Consider the following 24,294-nt stretch of genomic DNA (forward strand, 5'->3'; position numbering starts at 1 on the left):
CCCCACGGCGGGCGCGGTTTTTTTGATTCTCCGTCCGGCAGCGGCGCTTTTTCGCGATCCTTCCGGCCGCGGAACCCGGGCCGACACGCTCAGTTCATTTCTTCGGAATAGATCCGACGACAACCCGTTTTTGCAACGACGACTGCGTCGAGTAAGGCCGCAGCAATGGCCTCTGCCGGATTGACGTGAAATTTCCTCGGCAGGATCGGCGCCAGCAGCCGAAGCACCGTCAGCGCCGCGCCCTCCGCGCGCCTCGCTTCATTCCGCTCCCCGCCGATAAGGCTGGGTTGGCAGATCGTCAGCGAGCGGAATCCGATGTCCAGGATGTCCCGCTCGACCTCGCCTTTGGTCCGGTAGTAGAAGCTCATGGACTGAGTCGATGCGCCCATCGCGGTCACAATCGCATACGTTTCCACGCCGGCACGATGCGCGGCTTTGCCGATTGCAACGGGGAGTTCGTAGTCGACATAACGGAACGCTTCCTTCGTGCCCGCTTTGGCCTGGGTCGTGCCCAATGCGCAGATAACCGCATCGGGCCGGTACGACATCAACGGTGGAACCAGCTCGTCGAGGCGCGAGCCGGTCGGGTTCACCAGTCTGTCGTTTGGTGCAAGCGGTGTCCGCGTCGGCGCAATCACCTCGGAAAAGGCGGGATTGGAGAGCGCGAGCTTCAAGGTTCTGCTTCCCACTAACCCGGTCGCTCCCAGCAATAGCAGTTTCATTGTTCACGCCCTCCTGTCCGGGTGTTCGATCCAACGTGAACCAGTCTAAAACGGTTTGGAGTCAGCAAAGACCGAAAGCCTATTGCTTGATACCTTCGAAATTGATCGTCACGTGGACGTCGTCGCCAACATAAGGGACATAGGCCTTCATGCCGAAATCGGAACGCCTGATTATCGTCGTGGCGGTAAAGCCGGCCTTAAATACGTTTGTACCGGTCGTGTCCTGCGCCATGCGATTGAACGTTGTCTTGAGAATCAGCGGTTTGGTGATCCCGAGCAGGGTGAAGTCGCCCTGAATGTCGGCCGTCTTGTCGCCCGTCATTTTGATGTGCGTGCTCCTGAATGTCATGGTCGGAAATTGCGCGACGTTGAAGAACATCGGCCCTTGCAGACTTTTGTCGCGAGCCGCGAAGCCCGTGTCGACGCTGTCCGCGGCCATGGTCACCGTCACCACGCTGTTTTCGGGTTTCGCCGTATCCAGAAGCAGCGTGCCTTTAATATCGTGAACCGCTCCGGTGATTGTCGAGAAACCGAGATGGTCGATCGTGAAAATGGTCTGGGTATGGGCTGGGTCCAGCGCGAACGTGTCAGCCGCGAACGCGGCAGAAAACGGCGCGGCGCTGATCAGGGCGGCCGCACAAAGTGACTTCAATGAAAACGACATGAATAGAGTCCATCTTGGGTTGAGATTGAGTGTCGATGGAATGTTCGACCATTCGGGTTTTTGATCGACTTCGCACAATCGCGGCGTTAAACCGGTTGCGTGCCGTGAGCTGCATTCGATACGGTTTCCCATTTGTCCCAATTGGCCAGTCGCGCCGCGTAAACCGCCTTGAACTTCGCGATCGTCGTCGAACCGAGCACGAGGCGAAGTGGCGGCTCGGCAGCGTCCACGGCTTGGAAAATGGCCGCGGAGGTGGCGACCGGATCGCCGAAATCCCCAGGTTTGAATGACGCGCGAATGGCCTGGCGGATGGGGTTGTAAGCGTCGATGGCCGGTGGGACTTGCACCGCCGCGCGAAACCCGGTGGTGAAGTGGCCCGGTTCCACGATCGTGACTTTGATGCCGAATGCGGCGACTTCGGCCGCCAGGGCTTCCGACAAGGCTTCGACGGCGAACTTGGTGGCCGTGTACGTGCCGCCGGTCGGGAAGGCAATCACGCCGCCTATGCTCGACACCGTCAGGATATGACCGCTGGCCTGCGCTCGCAGGATCGGCAGCGCGGCCTGAATGACCGAGAGCGTCCCGAATACGTTGGTGTCGAAGCTGGCTTTGGCTTGCTCGGGCTCCAGTTCCTCGATCGCGCCCATATAACCATAACCGGCATTGCTCACGATAACGTCGAGGCGGCCAAAATGCCGATGCGCCTGACCGACCGCCTCGAATACGGCATGCCGATCCGTCACGTCGAGCGCTAAGGCCAGAACCGCATCGCCATGCGCGGTGACCAGGTCATTGAGCTTGCTCACGTCTCGCGCGGTGGCGACGACCCGGTCGCCGCGTTGCAGCGCCGCCTCCGTCCACACACGACCGAACCCGCTCGATGCACCGGTGATAAACCAGATTTTTGATGACGTCATGTTGGCCACTCCGTTATTTCGACAAAACAGAACTACACTCAGTGCAATTTATCGCACTGAGTGTAGTTCTGTCAAGAAATACGGAGTGTGATCGCTTCGTTCCGCCGCAAGCGCGCGGCGGAGGCATCGGGCGGCTACGGCATAATCAGAGAACGGGAATCGCCCGTCGCCGCCTGCCGGCCACGGACCATGTTCGATTCCGATAGCGATAAAGCGCCCCTGAACCCTTACACCCCCGGCAAGTTCAGACTGCTTTCCGGGTGGAAAAATACTGAATCGCAGCGGCCGTCAGAGTGACCACGATGAGTAACACAGAGAAAATCCCGAACGAGTTGCGCGAACGCAAACGTCAGTTGACGCTCGATCAGATCGCCCAAGCCGGTCTCAAGCTCTTCATAGAAAACGGTTACGAAGCGACGACGCTCGACGCGATCGCCGCGGCAGCGGGCATCTCGCGGCGTACTTTTTTCTATTATCTGAAGTCGAAGGAAGAGGTTCTGCTGGCGCACGAGAGCGGCAACATCCCGCGCCTTCTGCGTCCCACTTTCCTGAAGCAAGCGCCGGAGCAATCGCCGTTCGACGCGGCCCGGAAGACTTTTTTGACCTTGGCGTCGCTGTATGAGACCGAGGAATCGGTCATGGCGGACCGAATCCTGCGATCGATAGAAACGCTTCGGCTACGCAAAGAAGCGCTTCATATTCAGTTGGAGGCGGTACTGGCCGAGGCGATGTACGAACTATGGCCCGATCCGATCCGGCGACCGGCTTTGCGTCTGGCCGCCATGATGGCGATGGGTACGCTCCGGTTTGCCAAAGACAACTGGCGACTGGACGACGCGGCGCGTCCGTTGACGCACTACATCGACGAGGCTTTCGATCTTCTCGATCAACAGTCGAACCGATGCGCCGAAACGGATCAAGGCGCGAAGGGTTAGTTAGTAAGCATCCGGGCAGGCGCGTCGACGGCAAGCCAAGGCCGACAACGCCGAAGCAACGACAGCCCAGCCCATCGCCGCACGCCCCGACACACCCTGCTGTAGAATTTCACACTTCAGCGTCGCCGCAAGCGACGCGCCGTTCCCGAAGGTCATCGTCGATGCAAATTCAGATTCACAAAGAAGTCGATGCACGCGGCCTGTTGTGCCCGCTGCCCATCTTGCGCGCCAAAAAAGCGCTCGCCGACATGGAAAGCGGCCAGATTCTCAAAGTGCTCGCCACCGACCCCGGCTCGCAGCGCGATTTCGCCGCCTTCGCCAAACAAACCGGCAACGAAATCGTCGAAACCTCGACTCACGACAAAGTCTTCACGTTCCTGATGAAACGCCGCTAACCCGGCAGTCACTCACGCACCGAACGCCCAAACAAAAGGCGCTGTGCCCCGCAATCGCGGGCACAGCGCCTTTTTTACGTCAGTCTGATGCTATCGAGAGGCTAAAACGACCTGCGAACAGGCCAATGCGCCTAACTCTCGTTCAGCCTTCCAGCACCGGCGAACGGGTACGCAAATATTCTTCGAAATCAGCGGCCACTTCCGGATGACGCAACGCGAACTCGACCGTCGCCTTCAGATAGCCAAGCTTGCTGCCGCAGTCGAAACGCGTGCCGTGATACTTGTACGCCAGCACCTGTTCGTCGGCGAGCAACGACTGGATCGCGTCCGTCAGTTGCAATTCGCCGCCAGCGCCCGGTTTCAGCGCGCGCAAATGTTCGAAGATACGCGGCTTCAACACGTACCGGCCCACCACGCCGAGATTCGACGGCGCCACGCTCGGTTCCGGCTTCTCGATGATGCCCGACATCTTGATGATCGAGTCTTCCCACTCCTTGCCGTCGACAATGCCGTACGACTTGGTTTCCTGTGCCGGGATCTCTTCGACGCCAATCACCGAGCTGTGATAGTGGTCGAACACCTCGATCATCTGCGTCATGACCGGCGGCGTGCCGTACAGCAAGTCGTCCGCGAGAATCACGGCGAACGGGTTGTCGCCCACCAGCTTTTCCGCGCACAGCACCGCGTGACCGAGGCCCAGCGCTTCCGGCTGACGCACGTAGAAGCAGTCCACATGGCTCGGCTTGATGCTGCGCACCAGTTCGAGCAGCTTGTCCTTGCCGCGCGCTTCCAGTTCCGCTTCGATTTCGTACGATTTATCGAAGTGGTCCTCGATGGCCCGCTTGCTGCGCCCCGTGACGAAAATCATTTCGGTGATGCCGGCCGCCATGGCTTCTTCCACCGCATATTGAATCAGCGGCTTGTCGACGATCGGCAGCATTTCCTTCGGGCTCGCCTTCGTGGCGGGGAGAAACCGCGTGCCAAGACCTGCTACCGGAAATACCGCTTTTGTAACTTTTAGCATGTGATTACCCTGAGTCCTCTGGTTTAGCTATCAGTCCTTGTCCGCCCGATCACCCTCTGATCACAGGCGGACACGGAGCCCCGATCAGGCGGGCAACCGCGCCAACTGGGCTTGCAGCTTGCCCACCGTGGCTTCGAATTCAGCCCGCCTTTTCTGCTCCTGCTCAACGACTGCCGGCGGCGCCTTCGCAACAAAACTTTCGTTCTGCAATTTGCCGTTGCACTTGATGATTTCCGTGCTCAACCGCGCAATCTCTTTCGACAAACGCTCGCGCTCCACGGCGACATCGATTTCGACCTTCAGGACGAGCTTGTCATTCCCTACGATAGCAATTGGCGCGCCATCTGCCTGGGCGTCCAGCGTTGCTTCGTCCGCGATGATCTGCACTTCCGACAAACGGGCCAGCGCCTTCGCGTACGGAGCAAAGGTACGCAGGCGCTCCGCGTTGCCGGCCGCGAGCAACGGCACCTTGACCGCCGGCGACAGATTCATTTCACCGCGCAGATTCCGGCACGCGTCGATCACCGCTTTCAGATCGGCTGCCCATTGTTCCGCGTCTTCGTCGATCTTCGAAGGCTCGGCAACAGGGTAAGGTTGCACCATGATGGACGCTTCGCCCTCGGCCTTGCCCGCGGGATAACGTCCGGCCAACGGCGCCACTTTCTGCCACAACGCTTCGGTAATGAAAGGAATCACCGGATGCGCGAGGCGCAGCACCGTCTCGAGCACGCGCAACAGCGTGCGGCGCGTGGCGCGCTGCTGGTTCGGCTGACCCGTCTGGATCTGAACCTTGGCGAGTTCGAGATACCAGTCACAGTATTCGTCCCATACGAACTTGTATAGGGCGTTGGCCACATTGTCAAAACGATAGTCGGCGAAACCCTTGGCGATTTCCGCTTCCACGCGCTGCAGGCGCGAGACGATCCAGTAGTCGGCCTGCGAGAAGTGCAGATGGCCGTCCGGGCCGCATTCGCCGCACTGTGCCGGCTGCTCGAAGCCGCAATCGTGGCCTTCGCAGTTCATCAGCACGAAACGGGTGGCATTCCACAGCTTGTTACAGAAGTTGCGATAGCCTTCGCAGCGCGCGAGATCAAAGTTGACGTTGCGGCCGAGCGTGGCCATGGAGGCCATCGTGAAGCGCAGCGCGTCGGTGCCGAACGCCGGGATGCCGTCCGGGAATTCCTTGCGGGTTTTCTTTTCGATCGATGCGGCCTGCTTCGGATTCATCAGGCCGGTGGTGCGCTTGGCGACCAGCGTGTCGAGGTCGATACCGTCGACGATATCGATCGGGTCGAGCGTATTGCCCTTGCTCTTCGACATCTTCTGGCCTTCGGCGTCGCGCACCAGACCGTGCACGTAGACCGTGTCGAACGGCACCTTGCCGGTGAAGTGCGTGGTCATCATGACCATGCGCGCGACCCAGAAAAAGATGATGTCGAAGCCGGTCACCAACACCGACGACGGCATGAAATGCTTCAGTTCCGGCGTTTCGTTCGGCCAGCCGAGCGACGAGAACGGCACCAGCGCCGACGAGAACCATGTGTCGAGCACGTCTTCGTCGCGCTTCAGTGCACCCGTGTAGCCGGCTGCGGTGGCCTTGGCGCGTGCGTCTTCTTCGTTTTTCGCGACGAAGATCTCGCCGTTTTCGCCGTACCAGGCCGGAATCTGATGGCCCCACCAGAGTTGACGCGAGATGCACCAGTCCTGGATGTTTTCGAGCCACTGGTAGTACGTGGAGCTCCAGTTTTCCGGCACGAATTTGATCTCGCCGCTGCGGACCACGTCCAGCGCGGTTTCGGCGATCGATTTACCCGGATTGAAGGTGCCTTCCGGCGCCGGCTTGCTCATGGCGACGAACCATTGGTCCGTCAGCATCGGCTCGATGATCACGTTCGTGCGGTCGCCGCGCGGCACCATCAGCTTGTGCGGCTTGACCGATTCGAGCACGCCGAGCGCTTCGAGATCCGCCACGACCTGCTTGCGGGCGTCGAAACGGTCGAGGCCGCGGTATTTTTCCGGCGCGTTCCCGTTGATCTTCGCGTCGAGCGTGAAGATTTCGATCATGGGCAGGTTGTGGCGCTGGCCGACCGCGTAGTCGTTCAGGTCGTGCGCGGGCGTGACCTTGACGACGCCGGTGCCGAATTCGCGGTCGACGTAATCGTCGGCGATGATCGGCACTTCGCGGCCCGATAGCGGCAGCGTGACAGTCTTGCCGATCAGGTGCGCGTAGCGCTCGTCTTCCGGGTGGACCATCGCGGCGGTGTCGCCGAGCATGGTTTCCGGGCGGGTGGTCGCGACCGTCAGATGGCCGGAGCCGTCGGTGAGCGGGTACTGGATATGCCAGAGGAAGCCGTTTTCTTCTTCGCTGACCACTTCGAGATCGGACACGGCCGTCATCAGCACCGGGTCCCAGTTGACGAGGCGTTTGCCGCGATAGATCAGGCCTTGTTCATACAGGCGGACGAACACGTCGCGCACGGCGGTCGACATTTTGTCGTCCATCGTGAAGTATTCGCGCGACCAGTCGATCGAGGCGCCGAGGCGGCGGACCTGATTCGTGATGGTCGAGCCGGACTGCTCTTTCCAGTCCCAGACGCGTTCGACGAATTTTTCGCGGCCGAGGTCATGGCGCGACACGCCTTGCGCGTCGAGTTGACGTTCGACGACGATTTGCGTGGCGATGCCCGCGTGGTCGGTGCCCGGCACCCACAGGGTGTTTTCGCCGAGCATGCGGTGATAGCGGGTGAGGCCGTCCATGATCGTCTGGTTGAAGGCGTGACCCATATGCAGGGTGCCTGTGACGTTCGGCGGCGGCAGCTGGATCGAGAAGTCTTTCTTGTTCCCGTCGAATGAAGGTGCGGCGTAAGCGCGTTTTTCCCATTCCGGGCCCCAGTGGGCTTCGATGGTGTGGGGTTCGAAGCTCTTGGAGAGGGTGTCGGTGGCGGTGGTGTCGCTCGGGGTCTCGCTCGGGGTCTCGCTCATGGGGCTTTCTGCTGGTGGATGCGTGGAATCTTTGATTATAAGCGGGGGTTGGGGTTGAGCGATTTTTGAGGTTGGTTTTTGGCCTGCTCGGCGCTTGAGTTGTGCTCTCTGCTGCGTTGGCCTTTCCTTGTTGTCGCGGTGGTCTATTAGCGATCCCCCTGTGCGGGGGGGCACCTACTTTTCTTTGCCTGCCGCAAAGAAAAGTAGGCAAAAGAAAGCGGCTCACACCGCTAACTCTTAAGCGGGTCCCATGGTCCGCGACGGGTAGTGGCTCATCTGGAATCCGTGCCCCCGCACACTCCGCGCTGATGACAAGGCAGTCATTCTTCCGGCGGCGCTGCGCGCGCCGTAGCGGTCGTTCACCAAAACATCGGGACTGGGCGCGCCGGTGGCGGGTGTTCGCCGGAACATGAGGGGCTTTCTCAACAACGCCGAAATCAGCAACACATTTTGGCGCATCGCCGAGGCGAAGCCGACGGCTCCCGCCGCGCGCAGAAAAGCCACTGGTTCGAGGTGAACCGTTCCGGCGAGCGCGTAGCGCGAGGCGGGATGAACGATGGCCTTGTCACGAACGCGGAATGCGCGAGAGCACAGATTCCAGATGCACCACTACCGGTGGTGGACCACGAAACCCGCTTAAGAATTGGCGGTTTGAGCCGCTTTCTTTTGCCTACTTTGCTTTGCGGCAAGCAAAGAAAAGTAGGTGCCGCCCCGCACAGGGGCAACGCTAATAGACCACCGTGAACTCAAGGAAAGGCCAAAGCAGCAGGCCAACAACGCAAAGCGCCGCGGCCCAACCACAACCTACAAAACCACAGCCTGCCCGCTCAGAAGCGACTCCCTCAACGCACTCCCAATCCGCGTAGCCTCAACCGCATCAGCGAGCGTAGCGCCGCAGGCACTTCCACCCCGCACAGCGGCAACAAACTCCTTAGCCTCAACCAGAAACGCCTCTTCAAACCGATCAAAAAACGTCGGCGTGCACTCATTCCGGATCCCGGATCGATCATAAATCTCAACCCGATTCACCGACGGATTCCGCCCGATCGCCAGCGCCCCGGCCGTGCCGATCACTTCGCTATGACTATCGTTCCCATGCGCCTGCGTCCGCGACGCATAAAACACGGCAAGCTTGCCACCCTCAAACTCACAAATCGCGACGCCATTGTCAACGTCGCCAAACTCCCGCAACCCCTCATGCAACGCCACCGCCCCAGCGGCAAACACCCGCGTGGCCCGCGGCTTCCCCAACAGCCACCGCGCGACATCGATATCGTGCACCGTGCAATCCAGAAAAATCCCGCCCGACGTCGCCGCGAAGCGCACAAAAAAACCATCGGTATCGTTCTGATCCGTCGTCTGCGAGCGCACCAGAAACGGCCGCCCAATCGCGCCCGCTTCGATCTTGTCGAACGCATCCCGATAGCTCGGATCGAAGCGCCGCATAAACCCAATCGTCGCCTGCAAATGCGGATACTTCGCCGCCTCGGCCAGCACCCGCTCGCATTCCGCCAGATCCAGCGACAACGGCTTCTCGCAAAACACATGCTTGCCGGCCTGCAACGCATCGATAATCTGTTGCGCGTGCAACGACGACGGCGTCACCAGCCACACCGCATCCACCTCACGATCCGCCAGCAACTCGGCGTAATCGTTATAAAGCCGCGGCTCGGGCAGCGCCTCACGCGCCCACGCGCGCTCCTCCTCCACCGGACTGCAGGCCGCCACCAGCGCGGCGCCCGGCACCCGGTACGCAAGATTCTCCGCATGGCGCTTGCCCAGCCGCCCCAACCCCACCACGCCCAGCCGCAGCCGCCCCGTGTCCGCGCTCATCACAACGCCTCGCCGAGTTTGACCGCACGGCCCTCGCGCCACGAACGCGTGGCGGCATCGGCGAGTTCAAGCGCTTTCAACCCATCGGCGACGGTCGTGCGCACCGGCTTGCCGCGCGTCACCGCATCGAAGAAATGCGCGATTTCAAGCGCATACGCTGCACGATAACGTTCGAGGAAAAACGCTTCGGGCACATCGCTCGACACTTCGGTTTTCGAGTACGCCGTGACTTCCGTCGGCCGCACATTGCCCGCCTGCAGCATGCCGGTGCTGCCGAGCACTTCGAAACGCTGGTCGTAACCATACGCGGCACGCCGCGCGGTGTTGATCTGGCACAAGCGGCCGCGCTTCGTGCGGATCGTCACCGCCGTCGAATCGATATCGCCCGCCTCGGCAATCGCCGGGTCGGTCAGGCAACTGCCGGTGGCGTGCAGCGTGTCGGCTTCGTCGTCGAGAATCCAGCGGAAGATGTCGAAGTCATGAATCAGCATGTCCTTGAAAATGCCGCCCGAATGCCGGATGTAATCGACCGGCGGCGCACCGGGATCACGGCTCGTCACCACCAGCATCTCCGGTGTGCCGATTTCGCCCGCGTCGATACGCGCCTTCAATGCGGAAAACGTCGGATCGAAGCGGCGCTGAAAACCGATCATGCACACCACGCCCGCGCGCGCCACCGCGTCGGCGCAAGCCCGCGCGCGCTCCAGCGTGAGATCGACCGGCTTCTCGCAAAACACGTGCTTCTTCTGCGCGGCGGATTTCAGAATCAGGTCCGCATGCGTGTCCGTGCTCGAACAGATCACCGTCGCGCCGATCGACGCATCGCCCATCGCACCGTCGATATCCGCCACCTGCGCGCCATGCTCGGCGGCGAGCGCCGCGGCAGCCTCGCGATTCACATCGACCACATACTTGAGCCGCACGCCCGGTTGCCGCGCGAGATTGGCCGCATGAATCTTGCCGATGCGTCCCGCGCCGAATACCGCTACATCGATCGTCTTTGCCACATCAGTCATCGTATCCTCCAGTGTCTTTGGATTCTTCAACGTTCAATTCGAGCTTGTACGCGAGCGCGATAAACAACGCCTGGCACAAACAGATCGTGCTGGTCAGCGAGCGGAACGCGAACGCACTGCCCTCTTTCACATACAGTTGGGTGGTCGCGTAGCGGGACAGCGGCGACAGTTGGCTGTCCGTAATCACCAGCGTTTTCGCCTGATGGTGATGCGCGACGCGCAAGCAATACTGCGTTTCCTTGCCGTACGGCGCGAAGCTGATCGCGATCACCACGTCGCCCTTCTTCACGCTGCGAATCTGTTCGCGGTACATGCCGCCGAAACCGGACACCAGATGCACGCGCTTGGGCGTGTGCTGCAACGCGTAGACGATGTAGCTCGCCACCGGAAACGAACGCCGCACGCCGATCACGTAAATGTTGTCGGCCTGCTGCAGCATCTTCACGGCGGCGTCGAACTGCGCGTCGTCGAGGCCGGCTTCGAGTTCTTCCAGCCCGCCACGCGACGCCGCGATAAATTCCCGCGCCACCGAACCGCCCGACAACGCACCCGGCTTTTCGTCGATCAGCTTGCGAATGCGCTGCTGATAACTCGGCGACGAACTGCCCTGCCCCGTGTAAGCCTGACGAAACACCGCCTGCAAATCCGAGAAGCCGGAAAACCCGAAGCGCTGCGCAAACCGCACCACCGCCGACGGATGCACGCCGCAACTCGCGGCGATGTCGCTAGTGCGATCCACCATCACGCTCGCGCGATGCTGTTCGATATACGTCGCGACGTTCTTCAACTGACGCGGCAGCGCCTCGTAGTTTTCCGCGATGCGCTGCATCAATTCTTCGACGCTCGGCAATTCTTCGATGCTCTCTTCCGCCATGGCTCTCTCTCGGGTGCTTTATTGCAGTGCGGTATCGGCCTGTAAAGCCCGCCACACGGCGTCCTGACGCTGCCGATTATAGGCAGCCACCCCATCAAATGGAACGTATTTTCTATTTTTATTTGTCATGAAATTTTCATTGCAACGCTCAGGAAGATGGCCTAATCTTGGTCGTGAGCGATGGCGCCGAGCTGAACCCGCACGGCCAGGTTTGCGAACGGAAAGCCGCCCGCCAGACGCTCCCTTCAATAACGACAGACCGAGAAAGGTGGAGACAATGAGACTTTGCAAGGGCAAGGGTGCGCTCAGGATTCTGGTGACGGCATTGACGTTGGCGACGGGATTCGGCGCGGCCTCGGCCGCCCGCGCGGCTGACGCCCATTTCGTGCTGATCAGCCACGCGCCGGATTCGGATTCGTGGTGGAACACCATCAAGAACGCGATCAAACAGGCCGACGAGGACTTCAACGTCGAGACCGATTACCGCAATCCGCCGAACGGCGACATCGCCGACATGGCGCGGCTGGTCGAACAGGCCGCGGCGCGCAACTACGACGGCGTGATCGTCTCGATCGCCGACTTCGACGTGCTGAAGAGTTCGATCGCCAAGGTCACGCAGAAACACATTCCGCTCGTCACGATCAACTCCGGCACTGAAGAGCAAAGCGCGCAGCTCGGCGCGATCATGCACGTGGGCCAACCTGAATACGCGGCCGGCAAAGCGGCGGGCCAGAAAGCGAAAGCCGCGGGCATCAAGTCGTTCCTGTGCGTGAACCACTACGCGACGAATCCGGCTTCGTTCGAACGTTGCCGTGGTTTTGCCGACGCACTCGGCGTCGACTTCAAAACCTCCACGCTCGACGCGGGTCAGGACCCGACCGGCGTGCAGTCCAAGGTGAGCGCGTATCTGCGTAATCATCCGGACACGCAAGCGGTGCTCGCGCTCGGTCCGCTGTCGGCCGATCCGACCATCAAGGCGTTGCAACAGATGGGCCTCGCGGGCAAGCTCTGGTTCGCTACGTTCGACTTCGACAGCGACATCGCGAAGGCGATCCAGGACGGCACGATCCAGTTCGCGATCGATCAGCAACCGTACTTGCAGGGCTATATCCCGGTCGCCGTGCTGGCGATCGTGAAGAAGGACCACACCACCGACCCGGCGAAGATCCGCCAGATCCTGCAGGCCAATCCGAAGTTCAAGGAACGGCTCGCCACTTACGGGCTCGCGCCTTCGTATGGGCCGCGCAATATCGGCTCTGGGCCGGGCTTCATCACCAAGGCTAACGTCGACAAGGTGCTGAAGTACGCGGGGCAGTACCGCTAAGCCGGTAATCCGCTAAGCCGCTTGGCCACGCATAGCCTGAACCCGCCGCGGGCATCGCGATCACGACGATCGCCTCGCTCGCGGCCAACAACAATCAAGCGGGGAACGGGCGGATCGATTCGGCCCGGCCGGCACTCGCCCGCCCGTTGTATTTGACGTGCAGCCTCGTCGCGCTGCACCGGCATGCCGCACAGACCGACGCGACAGGCCGCCACTATTCGCCGCATTTACTTTGCTTCAAACGCCGCACGGGTTGCCGACGACCAGTCGCCCGCCGGCGTATCAAGGAGAGCTTCAAATGGGTGTCGCCAACATTTTTCATCCCCATCCCCGCAAGCAGCCGCCGACCGACCCGCAGGACCCGACGGGACAGGCCAGCACCACGACGGCGGCTGGCGCCGACGAACGCGTACGCCGCGAATCGTGGTTCAAGCATCTGCTGAATCGCCCGGAATTCGCGGCGCTCGCCGGCACCGCGATGGTGTTTATCGTGTTCGGCCTGGCGGCCGGCAACTCGGGGATGTTCAACCTCGACGGCGTGATGAACTGGTCGCAAGTCGCGGCCTATCTGGGCCTGATCGCGGTCGGCGCGTGCGTGCTGATGATCGCCGGCGAATTCGATCTGTCGATCGGCTCGATGATCGGCTTTGCCGGCATGATGGTCGCGCTGCCCACCATGTACTTCCACTGGCCGATCTGGCTCGCGATCATTTTCGCTTTCGCCGGCTCGATGCTGCTCGGCGCGCTCAACGGCTATCTGGTGATGCGCACGCGGCTGCCGTCGTTCATCGTCACCCTCGCCTTCCTGTTCATTCTGCGCGGCCTCACGCTCGCCTTGTCCGTGATGTTCGCCGATCGCACGATCATCTCCGGTGTCGGCGACGTCGCGCGTCAGGACTGGCTGGCGCACACGCTGTTTCAGGGTGTCGCGTTCAAAGGTCTGTTCGTCTGGCTCGGCCATCTCGGTCTCGTCAAGATGCTCGACAACGGCGTGCCGCTCGTGCCCGGCATTCCCAAGGTGCTGCTGTGGTGGCTCGGTCTGGCGATCGTCTGCGCGTTCGTGCTGGCACGGACCCGCTTCGGCAACTGGATCTTTGCCGTCGGCGGCGACGCCAACGCGGCCAAGAACGTCGGCGTGCCGGTACGGCGCGTGAAGATCTCGCTGTTCGTGCTGACCGCGTTCTGCTCGTGCCTGTATGCGGTGCTGCAGGTGTGCGACATCGGCTCGGCCGCGGCCGACCGTGGTTTACAGGCGGAATTCGAAGCGATCATCGCCGCGGTAATCGGCGGCACGCTGCTCACCGGCGGCTACGGCTCGGTGATCGGCGCCTGCTTCGGCGCGCTGATCTTCGGCGTCGTGCAGATCGGCATTACCTACACCAACGTCGACTCCGACTGGTTCCGCGTGTTCCTCGGCGTGATGCTGCTGTTCGCCGTGCTGTTCAACCACTACGTGCGTAGCCGCGTCGCGGCGTCCCGCTAAACCTCGCTAATTTTCGCTAAGGCACGGAGTTCACGATGAGCACCCTCGAACAGACCGAAGGCGACTACATCCTGTCGCTGGAAAATGTCAGCCGCTATTTCGGCAACATCATCGCGCTGAAGGACATCAACATCAAACTGCGGCGCGGCGAAGTGCATTGCCTGCTCGGCGACAACGGCGCGGGCAAATCGACGCTGATCAAGACGCTCGCCGGCGTGCATCAGCCGAGCGAAGGCACGTATCTGGTGGACGGAAAACCGGTCCGCTTCACGTCGCCGAAAGATGCGCTCGATCTCGGCATTGCGACCGTCTATCAGGATCTGGCGCTGGTGCCGCTGCTCTCGGTAGCGCGCAATTTCTTCATGGGACGCGAGCCGCAGAAAAAGCTGCTGGGCTTCATCAACGTGATGGACCTCGAACACTGCGCCACCGCCGCACGCGACAAGCTGGCGGAAATGGGCATCAACGTGCGCGACCCGCATCAGCCGATCGGCACGATGTCAGGCGGCGAGAAGCAATGTCTGGCGATCGCGCGTGCGATTCACTTCGGCGCGCGCGTGCTGATTCTCGACGAACCGACCGCCGCGCTCGGCGTGAAGCAGAGCTTCAATGTGCTGAAGCTGATTCACAAGGCGCGCGCCAAAGGTATTTCGGTGATCTTCATTACGCACAACGTTCATCACGCGTATCCGATCGGCGATTCGTTCACGCTGCTCAATCGCGGCAAATCGCTCGGCACGTTCACGAAAGACACCATCAGCAAGGACGAAGTGCTCGACATGATGGCCGGCGGCGCCGAGATGCAGAAGATGATGGGCGAACTCGAAGGCGCGACGATCTGATTGGATCTGATCTATTCGCGTGGGCCCGGTGCCAAGACGCCGAATCCCACGCTCAGCTATTCAGGATTATTCATGGCTCACTCCAGCACACTCAGCGCTAACCCGTCCGGCCCGGTGTCGGGTTCGGGTTCGACCACCGGCCGCTTCGCGCCGGGCCGCACGCGCGACATCGTCTGCCTCGGCCGGCTCGCCGTCGATCTGTACGCGCAGCAGGTCGGCGCGCGGCTCGAAGACGTGTCGAGCTTCGCGAAGTATCTCGGCGGGTCGTCGGCGAATATCGCGTTCGGCTGCGCGCGGCTCGGTCTTGCCTCGGCGATGCTGGCGCGTGTCGGCAACGATCATATGGGCCGTTTTCTCACCGAGACGCTCACCCAGGAAGGTTGCGACGTCAGTCATGTGCGCGTCGATCAGGAACGCCTGACCGCGCTCGTGCTGCTCGGCCTGAAAGACCGCGATACGTTCCCGCTGATTTTCTACCGCGAGAACTGCGCCGATATGGCCGTCGACGAAGCGGATTTCGACGAGGCGTTCATCGCGTCGTCGAAAGCGCTGCTGATTACCGGCACGCACTTCTCCACCGAACAGGTGAACCGCACGAGCCGCCGCGCGCTGGATTACGCGCGCCGCAATCAGGTGCGTACGGTGCTCGATATCGACTACCGCCCGGTGTTGTGGGGCCTCACGGGCAAAGCGGACGGCGAAACCCGCTTCGTGGCGAGCGAAGGCGTCACCGCGCATTTGCAGCGGATTCTGCCGCTGTTCGATCTGGTGATCGGCACCGAGGAAGAATTCCGCATTGCCGGCGGCAAGACCGAACTGGTCGATGCCCTCGCGATGGTGCGCGCCGTGACGCCCGCCACGCTGGTGCTCAAGCGTGGGCCGCTGGGCTGCCAGATCATCGACGGCGCGGTGCCCGCCTCACTCGACGACGTGCCGATTCAGGGCGGCGTGGAAGTCGAGGTGCTGAACGTGCTCGGCGCGGGTGACGCATTCGCGTCCGGTTTCCTCTCCGGATGGTTGCGCGATCAACCGCTCGAAGCCTGCGCGCGCGCGGCGAACGCGAGCGGCGCGCTGGTGGTGTCGCGGCACGGTTGCGCGCCGGCCATGCCGACGCCGGCCGAACTCGACTACTTCCTGCGCGAAGCGAAGGCCGACCCGCAGCGTATGCGCCGTCCGGATCGGGACGCGACGCTGGCCCGTTTGCATCGCGTCTCGCCAGCCCGCAAACAATGGGACGAAGTACTCGGCTTCGCGTTCGATCATCGCAACCAGTTCTTCGAACTCGCGCAGCAAACCGGCGCCGACGAAGCGCGCATCGCGCAACTGAAAGGCCTGTTCGTCGAGGCCGTTGCGCAGACGGAAAGCGCGTTGGGTTTGCAGAACCGCATCGGCGTCTTGATCGACGACCGTTACGGCCAGGACGCGCTAAACGCGGCCACCGGACGCGGCTGGTGGATCGGCCGTCCGGTCGAACTGCCCGGCTCCGTGCCGCTGGTGTTCGATCACGGCCGCTCGATCGGCACCTCGCTGATTCCGTGGCCGCAAGACCATATCGCCAAGTGCCTCGTGCAGTTCCATCCGGACGAGCCCATCGAACAGCGTCTCGAACAGGAAGCGCAGTTGCGCGCGCTATACGACGCGACTCAGGCAAGCGGCCATGAACTGCTGCTCGAAGTGATTCCGCCGAAGCACGGCTCGCTGCCGCAGGGACCGGACATTGTGTATCGCGCGTTGAAGCGGTTGTACAACATCGGCATTTATCCGGAGTGGTGGAAACTCGAACCTATGGACGCCGCGCAATGGCAGGCCGTCGACGCGCTGATCGCCGAACGCGATCCGTATTGCCGCGGCGTGGTGCTGCTCGGTTTGTCGGCGGGTGTCGAGCAGTTGAACGAGGGTTTTCGCGCCGCCGCGCAATCGGCAACGTGCCGTGGCTTCACCGTCGGCCGCACGATCTTTCACGAGCCGAGCCATGCGTGGCTCGCCAATGAAATCGACGACGACGAACTGATCGTGCGCGTACGCCGCACGTTCGAAACGCTGATCGCGTCGTGGCGCGCGACGCGTGGCGCGAATGCCGCGCAGCACGGCGCGTCGAGCCGCGTTCATCAGGAGCAGGCCGCATGAACCAGCGCGTAATGCATCACGACACGGCGTCCGCCAACGACGCTACCCAGGCACGCCCCGCGGTGTCCGGCACGATCCGCCTGACGACCGCGCAGGCGCTGGTCCGCTACCTCGCCGCGCAACGCGTGCCCACCGAAGACGGCAAAGGCACCGAGACGCTATTCGGCGGCGTCTTCGCGATCTTCGGGCATGGCAATGTTGCGGGGATCGGCGAGGCGCTGTATCAGCACCGCGAGGAATTGCCGACGCTGCGCGCCTACAACGAACAGGCCATGGCGCACAGCGCGATTGCTTTCGCGAAGGCGCATTTCCGCCGCCGCATGATGGCCGTGACGACCTCGATCGGACCAGGCGCCACCAATCTGGTGACGGCGGCGGCGCTCGCGCATGTGAACCGTTTGCCGGTGCTGCTGCTACCCGGCGACATCTTCGTGTCGCGTGCGCCGGATCCGGTGCTGCAACAGGTGGAAGACTTTCACGACGGCGGCGTGTCCGCCAACGACGCGCTCAAACCGGTGTCGCGCTATTTCGACCGTATCGTGCATCCGGCGCAATTGCTCAATGCGCTGCCGCGCGCTGTGCGTGTGCTGACCGACGCCGCGTTGTGCGGTCCGGTCACGCTCGCGTTGCCGCAGGACGTGCAGGCGCAGGCGTGGGATTTCCCGGCGGAGTTTTTCGAGCCGCGCATCGTTCGCTTTCATGCGCCGGCGCCGCGTATTGATGAAATCGAAACCGCCGTCGCGCATTTGCGGCGCGCCAAACGGCCGCTGATCGTCGCGGGCGGCGGCGTGCTCTACGGCCACGCCACCGACGCGCTGCACCGCTTCGCCACCACGCACGGTATTCCGGTCGCGGAAACGCAGGCGGGCAAAGGCTCGCTGGCGTGGAACGATCCGTTGAACGCAGGGGCGCTGGGCGTAACGGGGTCGCCCGCCGCCAACGCGCTCGCGCACGACGCCGACTGCGTGCTCGCCATCGGCACGCGCCTGCAGGACTTCACCACCGGCTCGAATACGCTGTTCACGCAGGCCGACGTGGTGGCGATCAACGCCAACGCGTTCGACGGCCTCAAGCATCGCGCCCTCGTCGTGGAAGCCGACGCGCGTCTCGCGCTCGACGCACTCGCCGAACCGCTGCAAGGCTGGCACGCGGAACGCCCCTGGACCGCGCGCGCGCACAAACTCGCGGCAAGCTGGCGCGACACGGTGAGCACGCTCACGCATGCGCCGCAACGCGACAGCGTGCTGCCGTACGAAGGCGACGTGATCGGCGCGATCCAGCGCTCGAGTCCGGGGTCGGCGGCGAACGACATCGTCGTGTGTGCGGCGGGCACGCTGCCCGCTGAATTGCACAAGCTGTGGCGCGCCGGCAAACCGGGCGCGTATCACGTCGAATATGGCTATTCGTGCATGGGCTACGAGATTGCCGGTGGCCTCGGCGCGAAGCTCGCGCGACCAGCGCGCGAAGTGATCGTGATGGTCGGCGACGGCAGCTATCTGATGATGAACAGCGAGATCGCGACCTCGGTGATGATCGGCGCGAAGCTGATCGTGGTCGTGCTCGACAATCGCGGCTACGGTTGCATCAACCGCCTGCAACAGGCGTGCGGCGGCGCACCGTTCAACAACCTGCTGGAGGACTGCATGCAAGGTCCGCTCGGCGCGCCGACGATCGATTTCGCCGCGCATGCGCGGGCCCTCGGCGCGCAAGCCGAACACGTCGCGAATATCGCTGAACTGGAAGTCGCGCTGCAACGCGCACGCGCCGCGGATCGCACTTACGTGATCAGTATCGACACCGACCCGGCCCGCACCACCGACGAGGGCGGCTGGTGGTGGGAAGTCGCCGTGCCCGAAGTGTCGGCGCGCCCCGCCGTGCGCGACGCGCGCGCGAAGTACGACGCGCAGCTCGCGGCCCGCGCCGAATCGGCCGACACCGGCGAGCACGCTGCCCAACCCGACAACGAATAAGGACGTCCGCATGACTGCTTTCGACGTACGTATCGGCATCAACCCGCTATCGTGGATGAACGACGATCTGCCTTCGCTCGGCGGCGAGACGCCGCTCGACACGGCGCTGACGGAAGGCCGCCAGATCGGCTATCAGGGCTTCGAACTGGGCAACAAGTTTCCGCGCGAACCGCAGGCGCTGAAGACCCTGCTCGCGCAATACGATCTCGCGCTGGTGTCCGGCTGGTATTCCGGCCGCCTCGCGCGCGGCAGCGTGGAAGACGAAATCGCGTCGGTCGGCCCGCATCTGGAACTGCTCGCGCAAAACGGCGCGACGGCGATGGTGTACGGCGAGGTCGCCGATTCGATTCAGGGCGCAGCGCAGCCGCTGTATCAACGGCCGCGTTTTTTCAGCGATGCGCAGTGGGCCGCGTACGCGGCGCGTCTCGATGAATTCGCGCGCTATACGTTAAGCCGTGGCGTGCGGCTGGCTTATCACCATCACATGGGCGCGTATGTCGAAACGCCCGCCGACGTCGATCAGTTGATGGCACGCACGAGCGATGCCGTCGGCCTGCTGTTCGACGCCGGGCACATTACGTTTGCCGGCGGCGATCCGCTGGCGGTGCTCGACAAACATATCGGCCGCGTGTGCCACGTGCATTGCAAGGACGTGCGCCCCGCCGTGATGAAGCTCGCACGCAATCGCAACTGGAGTTTTCTCGACGCGGTGATTGCCGGCGCGTTCACGGTGCCAGGCGACGGCGCGGTGAATTTCCCGGCGATCATCGAGCGCCTGAAGCATCACGGTTATCGCGGCTGGCTGGTGGTCGAAGCGGAACAGGACCCGGTGGTCGCGCCGTCGTTCGAGTACGCGCAGAGGGGTTATCGCACGTTGCGCGCGTTGGTGGATGCACCGCTCGACGGTGTGGGCAGCGCGGATCAGGAGGCAGCATGAGTTTATTGGTGAAGGCGCAGCGCGACGGCCAGACGATCGCGCGGGTCACGCCGGAGTCGGCGTGCTGGCGGTATGTGGGCTTCGCCGCTTACCGGTTGGGTGAGAACGAAGTCGTGCATGTGCTCGAAGCGGCGCGCGAGGTGTGTATCGTCGTGCTGACCGGCGCGGTGGATATCGAAACTGCGGACGCCACGTGGACCGCGCTCGGTTCGCGCGACAACGTGTTCGAAGACGCAGCGCCATACGCGGTATATCTACCGCCGGGCGTGCGCGCGACCGTGCGCGCCAATCGCGAAGCGGAGATCGGCGTGGCGAGCGCGCCGGCCAAGGGCCAGTTTCCGGCAAGGCTGATCGAACCGGCGTCGATGAAGCGCTCCACACGCGGCAAGGGCCTGAATACACGTTACGTGTGCGATATTCTTCCGCAGACCGAGCAGGCGGAGTCGTTACTCGTGGTCGAAGTCAGAACGCCGGGCGGACACGCATCGAGCTACCCGCCGCATAAGCACGACACCGACAATGTGCCGCACGAGAGCTCGCTTGAAGAGACTTACTACCATCGGTTGAATCCGCCGCAAGGCTTCGCGTTTCAGCGCGTGTACACCGACATGCGCGATATCGATGAATCGATGGCCGTGGAAAATCACGATGTGGTGATGGTGCCGCGTGGCTACCATCCGGTGATCGTGCCGTATGGTTATGACTCGTACTACCTGAACGTGATGGCCGGCGGGCAACGGGTCTGGCATTTCCGCAACGATCCGGCGCATGAATGGATCATCAATAAAGACGCTTGAAAGACGATTGAGCGTTTGGCGTCACGTCACGGCGCGCCTTGACGCGTCGTGACGCCGCGTGACGTTCGCTACTTTCTCGTGGCCAGGTCGACGTTCAGGCCGCCGTCGGTGCCCATTCGCACGGTGCCCTTCGACACGTCGCGGCGATAACCGTACAGATCGAACTTCATCACGCCGGGGTTCGAACTGTCCTTGATGAAGGTTCTCGTATTCGTCACCAGCGAATTGAACATCTTCACGTCGCCGGATTCGATCCACACGAAACTCTTGCCCGCATTCGCCGGCGGGCGCGCGGCGGCGATCGCTGCGTCACGCTTGAATTTCAGCACGAGACCTTCGTCGCTCACCGTCGCGCTGGCGAGGCGTCCTTGCAGCACCGGCGGCGGAAACACCGTGTACTGGTCGAACACCAGCTCGTTGCCCTTCAACGCGACGCCCTTGCGCGTGAACGGCGTCAGCGACGCCAGCGGAATATCCAGCGCGCGCAGCAAGCCCGCCTGCGGCACGCCCAGCACCTTCACGGAGGTTGGTTCATAGACGAGATGGCGCTCGTCCTTCGCGACGATCGTGCCGCTCATCGTGGTCGGTAGCCATACGCCGGGAAAGTGATTCCACAACTTGATGCCGCCCGTGACTTCGAGCTTGCCGTCGACGGGTTTCAACTGCAGATCGTTCAGCGAGCGCGGCGCGTAGTCGAGCAGGTAGTCGTTGAACAGCGCCGCCATGGCCGGCCAGGGCTCGACCACCTCGCCGCCGATGATATGAATGTCGTACTGATCCGGATCGTCGAGGTCGACGGGTTGGCCCGGATGCTTCGGCACCATCTGCGCGTCCAGCGATCGCACATGAAAACCGATCCGCCCCGCTACGTAGAAGTCGACATTCTCGACGTGAATCAACGGCGCGACGCCCGGCGAATGACGCTCGTCGGTGAACGCTGAGCCGGGTGTCGCCATGCTTTGGCCGCTAAATGCCGCGCGTGTGCCGACCGGAATGGCGCGTGCGATCGAGGCGGTCCTCAAGGTCTGCGGCACGTGTTGCCAGATCAGCCGCGCTTGCGCAAGCGAAGCCTGTTGCGCGCGGATGAAGCTGTCGTTGAAGCGCGCGCCGGCGCTGCCCGTTTGCAGCGGCGTGTCGTTGGCGGCGGTGCTGGAATTTGCACTTGCGCTAGCGCTGGCGAGCGTCGAATAAGAAGGCAGATGCACGTCCAGCGCGCCCGCTTCGTCGAAGGTCAGATAACCGGCCTCCATCTGGTCGCGGTAGTGATACAGGTCCAGCACGAACGGCGCGTTGGCGTCGAGCGGCGTGATCGCCATGTCGATGTTCATCGGCATCGACCGCATGAATTTCACGTCACCGCCCTGCACCAGCATGCCGCGGGCGGGCATCGTCGCGGGCCAGTCGATTTTGGGCACGGTGTGGTCGTCCAGCGTGAAGCGCACGCCGGCCGCGCTCGTGTCGATGTGCGTGATCGTCATGCGCAACGCGGGCGGCGGCGTCAGTTTGGCGACCTGCATCACCACGTCGTCGCCGTCCAGACGCGCGATCGGCGTGTCGACTTTCAGCAGGTCGGCCATCTTGACGTGCGCGGCCTGCATCAGCTTGTCGGCGCCGACACCGGCGACTTCGACGTGATCGGCGTGGAACACGAGTTCGTTGGCGTTGCGCATCGACAAGGCGCCGCTCAGCACGATCGGCACCCAGGTCTCGCGATGCATCTCGCCCGTAATGCGCAAGCTGCCGCCGTCTTGCGGCACCACCCGCATGTTGCGCAGCGGCGAGCCCTGGTACTGGAACAGATAGCGGTCGAAAATCGCGGTGAGCTTCGCGCTGTCGAGCGTGACGTCGCCGCGGTGGACGTTGATCGTCACGCTGGTGGGGTCGTCGAAGACGATCGGCTGGCCGGGATGCGCGGGACTCAGCGTCGCGGCCATGTCGTGGATCATGAAGCCGATGTCGCCGGTCACACGAAAGTCGACGTCGCGCGCGAACATCAGCGAACCGTCGATGCCGGAATCGCGCAACGTTAGCGGGCGGGTACGCTTTTCGGTCATGCCGCTGGCTGACGGCAGGCGGTCGGCGATGCGCTGTTCGGTGGCGAGTTGTTTGGCTTTCGCGAGTTCGAGTGATGGGCGTGACGACGCGGCGGCGCCGTGCGAGGTGTCGGCGGCGGTGAGGGCCGCGTCTTGCGACGGCGTTGCGGTGACGGCATTGCCGGTTGTGCTCGCCGTGCTCATCGAAGCGCTCACGGGTTTCGACGAAGTGGACGACGTCTCGGTGGTGCTCGAACTCGCGTCGGCGCAAGCGGACATCAGCAACGCGGCGGTCAACAACGCGACGCCGACGCCAATCGGTGCGCACCACGCTCGCATTTGCCCTGCTCTTCGTGACGTTTGCGACCGTGGTCCATTCAACTCCACCACGCGCCGCCCATTCGCGGCCGCTTCGCCTGTTACGCGTCTCTGTTTCACGATGTCTCCTCCTGAGGCCGCGACGCGTCTCGCGCACGTCGGCTGCGGCATGGTTCGTCGCGCTGACGGCGGCTTTAAACACCACGCCGACGCCGCGCGCCTTTGACCTGATTGTCTTGATTTGTCAGCGCGCTGCCGACAAGATTTCTGGAGGACGCTCACCAAACGATCAAGCGTTTGAATCGCTGCGGTGAGTCAGTGGGAAGCCGCATGGGTCGGGCGTCAGCGCCGTGCCGTGAAACGGCATTCAAACGGCACTCAAACGGCACTGAGGGGCTTAATTTGCGCGAGGTGTGGGATTAGCGGAGACGTAGAGGTCCGCAAGGCGCTCGCTGAAGCCGCAGAAACAATCGTCGATCGATTTGCGGCGCTGCAATAAGCAGGTGGCCTATCGACCGCCTTTGAACATCACGTAGTCTGCTGAACCCATTGCTTACGCCAACTGGGTGCTTCAAAAGGATCCGAAAAATACTGGGTCTCGTGGACGACCTTGCCGTCGTGAAACTCCATGATGCTGACCGTCCAGAACGCTCGACCGTTATAGGTGATCTCGTATTCCGTGACCCACAGATTGCCTTCGCCTTGAATTCGCCTGACGTCGAATCCGGATGGCTTGTCGGGGTGGTGTCCGCGCAGTGCCTGCAAATTGGATCGGCCGAGAATTCGCTCGCCCGATTGCGGATAGTCGCAGATGGCATCGTCAGCGTAAATAGCGTGCTCCGCGTCCAGATCGCCGGCCGCCGATGCGCGCCAGTGCGCATTCAAGGCTTCACGCAATTGCTCTTCCTGCATGGCAACACCTCCGCACGATTTCGTGTCCCGCGATGAAGGACTCACGCGATGAAGCCGTCAAAACGGGCACGGTTGATTCGTCACCAGGTAGCCGCTGTCAGGGTCGAACCGGGCCCTGAACAACAGGTGGATTGGCTAATTCAGTGTACCAAATGAATCGCTGCTGAATGACGCCGACTGGTAACGGCA

19 protein-coding genes are annotated in these 24,294 nt (G+C 62.5%); 9 read left to right on the forward strand and 10 right to left on the reverse strand.

What is annotated here, in order from left to right; all coding sequences use genetic code 11:
* Positions 1–89 precede the first annotated feature (89 nt).
* The 3 genes from FA94_RS04035 to FA94_RS04045 form a co-directional block, all read right to left on the reverse strand.
* On the reverse strand, positions 90–722 hold the full coding sequence (locus FA94_RS04035; protein ID WP_035546996.1) for an NAD-dependent epimerase/dehydratase family protein: 633 nt from the start codon (positions 720–722) through the stop codon (positions 90–92).
* A gap of 79 nt (positions 723–801) precedes the next feature.
* On the reverse strand, positions 802–1,518 hold the full coding sequence (locus tag FA94_RS04040; protein WP_081935660.1) for a YceI family protein: 717 nt from the start codon (positions 1,516–1,518) through the stop codon (positions 802–804).
* Complete coding sequence (locus FA94_RS04045) at positions 1,473–2,303, reverse strand: SDR family NAD(P)-dependent oxidoreductase (protein WP_035547000.1); 831 nt, start codon at positions 2,301–2,303, stop codon at positions 1,473–1,475. Before FA94_RS04045 ends, FA94_RS04040 begins: the two co-directional genes overlap by 46 nt.
* A gap of 353 nt (positions 2,304–2,656) precedes the next feature.
* On the opposite strand from FA94_RS04045, the gene FA94_RS04050 reads away from it, so the two are divergent.
* Positions 2,657–3,238 (forward strand): TetR/AcrR family transcriptional regulator, encoded by a 582-nt coding sequence (locus FA94_RS04050; protein WP_176059620.1) that lies wholly within the window; start codon positions 2,657–2,659, stop codon positions 3,236–3,238.
* A gap of 167 nt (positions 3,239–3,405) precedes the next feature.
* A complete protein-coding gene (locus tag FA94_RS04055) occupies positions 3,406–3,633 on the forward strand; it encodes a sulfurtransferase TusA family protein (RefSeq protein ID WP_035549249.1) in 228 nt (75 codons plus the stop codon).
* Positions 3,634–3,775: 142 nt separating this feature from the next.
* Here the strand turns inward: FA94_RS04055 and galU are convergent, their stop codons facing one another.
* The 5 genes from galU to FA94_RS04080 all read right to left on the reverse strand — a co-directional run bounded on the left by galU (position 3,776) and on the right by FA94_RS04080 (position 11,362).
* On the reverse strand, positions 3,776–4,657 hold the full coding sequence (gene galU / locus FA94_RS04060) for a UTP--glucose-1-phosphate uridylyltransferase GalU (RefSeq protein WP_035547003.1): 882 nt from the start codon (positions 4,655–4,657) through the stop codon (positions 3,776–3,778).
* Positions 4,658–4,741: 84 nt separating this feature from the next.
* Complete coding sequence (locus tag FA94_RS04065; protein WP_035547004.1) at positions 4,742–7,639, reverse strand: valine--tRNA ligase; 2,898 nt, start codon at positions 7,637–7,639, stop codon at positions 4,742–4,744.
* 804 nt (positions 7,640–8,443) lie between these two features.
* Complete coding sequence (locus FA94_RS04070; protein WP_035547007.1) at positions 8,444–9,472, reverse strand: Gfo/Idh/MocA family oxidoreductase; 1,029 nt, start codon at positions 9,470–9,472, stop codon at positions 8,444–8,446.
* Positions 9,472–10,488, reverse strand: coding sequence for an inositol 2-dehydrogenase (iolG, locus tag FA94_RS04075; RefSeq protein ID WP_035547010.1), 1,017 nt, complete (start codon positions 10,486–10,488; stop codon positions 9,472–9,474). Before iolG ends, FA94_RS04070 begins: the two co-directional genes overlap by 1 nt.
* Positions 10,481–11,362 (reverse strand): MurR/RpiR family transcriptional regulator, encoded by an 882-nt coding sequence (locus FA94_RS04080; RefSeq protein WP_035547012.1) that lies wholly within the window; start codon positions 11,360–11,362, stop codon positions 10,481–10,483. The genes iolG and FA94_RS04080 overlap by 8 nt, the downstream gene beginning before the upstream one ends.
* A gap of 277 nt (positions 11,363–11,639) precedes the next feature.
* Here FA94_RS04080 and FA94_RS04085 point away from each other — a divergent pair, with 277 nt between their 5' ends.
* The 7 genes from FA94_RS04085 (at position 11,640) to iolB (ending at position 20,842) form a co-directional block, all read left to right on the forward strand.
* Positions 11,640–12,686: a sugar ABC transporter substrate-binding protein gene (locus tag FA94_RS04085; RefSeq protein ID WP_035547018.1), complete on the forward strand. Its 1,047-nt coding sequence runs from the start codon at positions 11,640–11,642 to the stop codon at positions 12,684–12,686.
* A gap of 298 nt (positions 12,687–12,984) precedes the next feature.
* Positions 12,985–14,169: an ABC transporter permease gene (locus tag FA94_RS04090; protein WP_035547020.1), complete on the forward strand. Its 1,185-nt coding sequence runs from the start codon at positions 12,985–12,987 to the stop codon at positions 14,167–14,169.
* 35 nt (positions 14,170–14,204) lie between these two features.
* A complete protein-coding gene (locus FA94_RS04095) occupies positions 14,205–15,011 on the forward strand; it encodes an ATP-binding cassette domain-containing protein (protein ID WP_035547022.1) in 807 nt (268 codons plus the stop codon).
* A gap of 72 nt (positions 15,012–15,083) precedes the next feature.
* Positions 15,084–17,138, forward strand: coding sequence for a bifunctional 5-dehydro-2-deoxygluconokinase/5-dehydro-2-deoxyphosphogluconate aldolase (locus tag FA94_RS04100; protein WP_035549251.1), 2,055 nt, complete (start codon positions 15,084–15,086; stop codon positions 17,136–17,138).
* Positions 17,135–19,108, forward strand: coding sequence for a 3D-(3,5/4)-trihydroxycyclohexane-1,2-dione acylhydrolase (decyclizing) (gene iolD / locus FA94_RS04105; RefSeq protein ID WP_035547025.1), 1,974 nt, complete (start codon positions 17,135–17,137; stop codon positions 19,106–19,108). The genes FA94_RS04100 and iolD overlap by 4 nt, the downstream gene beginning before the upstream one ends.
* 10 nt (positions 19,109–19,118) lie before the next feature.
* Complete coding sequence (gene iolE / locus FA94_RS04110; RefSeq protein WP_035547028.1) at positions 19,119–20,045, forward strand: myo-inosose-2 dehydratase; 927 nt, start codon at positions 19,119–19,121, stop codon at positions 20,043–20,045.
* A complete protein-coding gene (gene iolB / locus FA94_RS04115) occupies positions 20,042–20,842 on the forward strand; it encodes a 5-deoxy-glucuronate isomerase (RefSeq protein ID WP_035547030.1) in 801 nt (266 codons plus the stop codon). The genes iolE and iolB overlap by 4 nt, the downstream gene beginning before the upstream one ends.
* A gap of 68 nt (positions 20,843–20,910) precedes the next feature.
* Here iolB and FA94_RS04120 read toward each other — a convergent pair whose 3' ends face one another.
* Positions 20,911–23,214 (reverse strand): hypothetical protein, encoded by a 2,304-nt coding sequence (locus FA94_RS04120; protein ID WP_156126513.1) that lies wholly within the window; start codon positions 23,212–23,214, stop codon positions 20,911–20,913.
* Positions 23,215–23,721: 507 nt separating this feature from the next.
* Positions 23,722–24,105, reverse strand: coding sequence for a nuclear transport factor 2 family protein (locus FA94_RS04125; RefSeq protein ID WP_035547032.1), 384 nt, complete (start codon positions 24,103–24,105; stop codon positions 23,722–23,724).
* Between the last annotated feature and the right edge of the window lie 189 nt (positions 24,106–24,294).

This window comes from Burkholderia sp. 9120, assembly GCF_000745015.1.
Taxonomy (GTDB): domain Bacteria; phylum Pseudomonadota; class Gammaproteobacteria; order Burkholderiales; family Burkholderiaceae; genus Paraburkholderia.

Excerpts from the sequence above, each read along its gene's own strand:
- FA94_RS04035 (WP_035546996.1), bottom strand. The coding sequence starts at position 722 with ATGAAACTGCTATTGCTGGGAGCGACCGGGTTAGTGGGAAGCAGAACC.
- FA94_RS04040 (WP_081935660.1), bottom strand. The coding sequence starts at position 1,518 with ATGGGAAACCGTATCGAATGCAGCTCACGGCACGCAACCGGTTTAACG.
- FA94_RS04045 (WP_035547000.1), bottom strand. The coding sequence starts at position 2,303 with ATGACGTCATCAAAAATCTGGTTTATCACCGGTGCATCGAGCGGGTTC.
- galU (WP_035547003.1), bottom strand. The coding sequence starts at position 4,657 with ATGCTAAAAGTTACAAAAGCGGTATTTCCGGTAGCAGGTCTTGGCACG.
- FA94_RS04065 (WP_035547004.1), bottom strand. The coding sequence starts at position 7,639 with ATGAGCGAGACCCCGAGCGAGACCCCGAGCGACACCACCGCCACCGAC.
- FA94_RS04070 (WP_035547007.1), bottom strand. The coding sequence starts at position 9,472 with ATGAGCGCGGACACGGGGCGGCTGCGGCTGGGCGTGGTGGGGTTGGGG.
- iolG (WP_035547010.1), bottom strand. The coding sequence starts at position 10,488 with ATGACTGATGTGGCAAAGACGATCGATGTAGCGGTATTCGGCGCGGGA.
- FA94_RS04080 (WP_035547012.1), bottom strand. The coding sequence starts at position 11,362 with ATGGCGGAAGAGAGCATCGAAGAATTGCCGAGCGTCGAAGAATTGATG.
- FA94_RS04085 (WP_035547018.1), top strand. The coding sequence starts at position 11,640 with ATGAGACTTTGCAAGGGCAAGGGTGCGCTCAGGATTCTGGTGACGGCA.
- FA94_RS04090 (WP_035547020.1), top strand. The coding sequence starts at position 12,985 with ATGGGTGTCGCCAACATTTTTCATCCCCATCCCCGCAAGCAGCCGCCG.
- FA94_RS04095 (WP_035547022.1), top strand. The coding sequence starts at position 14,205 with ATGAGCACCCTCGAACAGACCGAAGGCGACTACATCCTGTCGCTGGAA.
- FA94_RS04100 (WP_035549251.1), top strand. The coding sequence starts at position 15,084 with ATGGCTCACTCCAGCACACTCAGCGCTAACCCGTCCGGCCCGGTGTCG.
- iolD (WP_035547025.1), top strand. The coding sequence starts at position 17,135 with ATGAACCAGCGCGTAATGCATCACGACACGGCGTCCGCCAACGACGCT.
- iolE (WP_035547028.1), top strand. The coding sequence starts at position 19,119 with ATGACTGCTTTCGACGTACGTATCGGCATCAACCCGCTATCGTGGATG.
- iolB (WP_035547030.1), top strand. The coding sequence starts at position 20,042 with ATGAGTTTATTGGTGAAGGCGCAGCGCGACGGCCAGACGATCGCGCGG.
- FA94_RS04120 (WP_156126513.1), bottom strand. The coding sequence starts at position 23,214 with ATGCGAGCGTGGTGCGCACCGATTGGCGTCGGCGTCGCGTTGTTGACC.
- FA94_RS04125 (WP_035547032.1), bottom strand. The coding sequence starts at position 24,105 with ATGCAGGAAGAGCAATTGCGTGAAGCCTTGAATGCGCACTGGCGCGCA.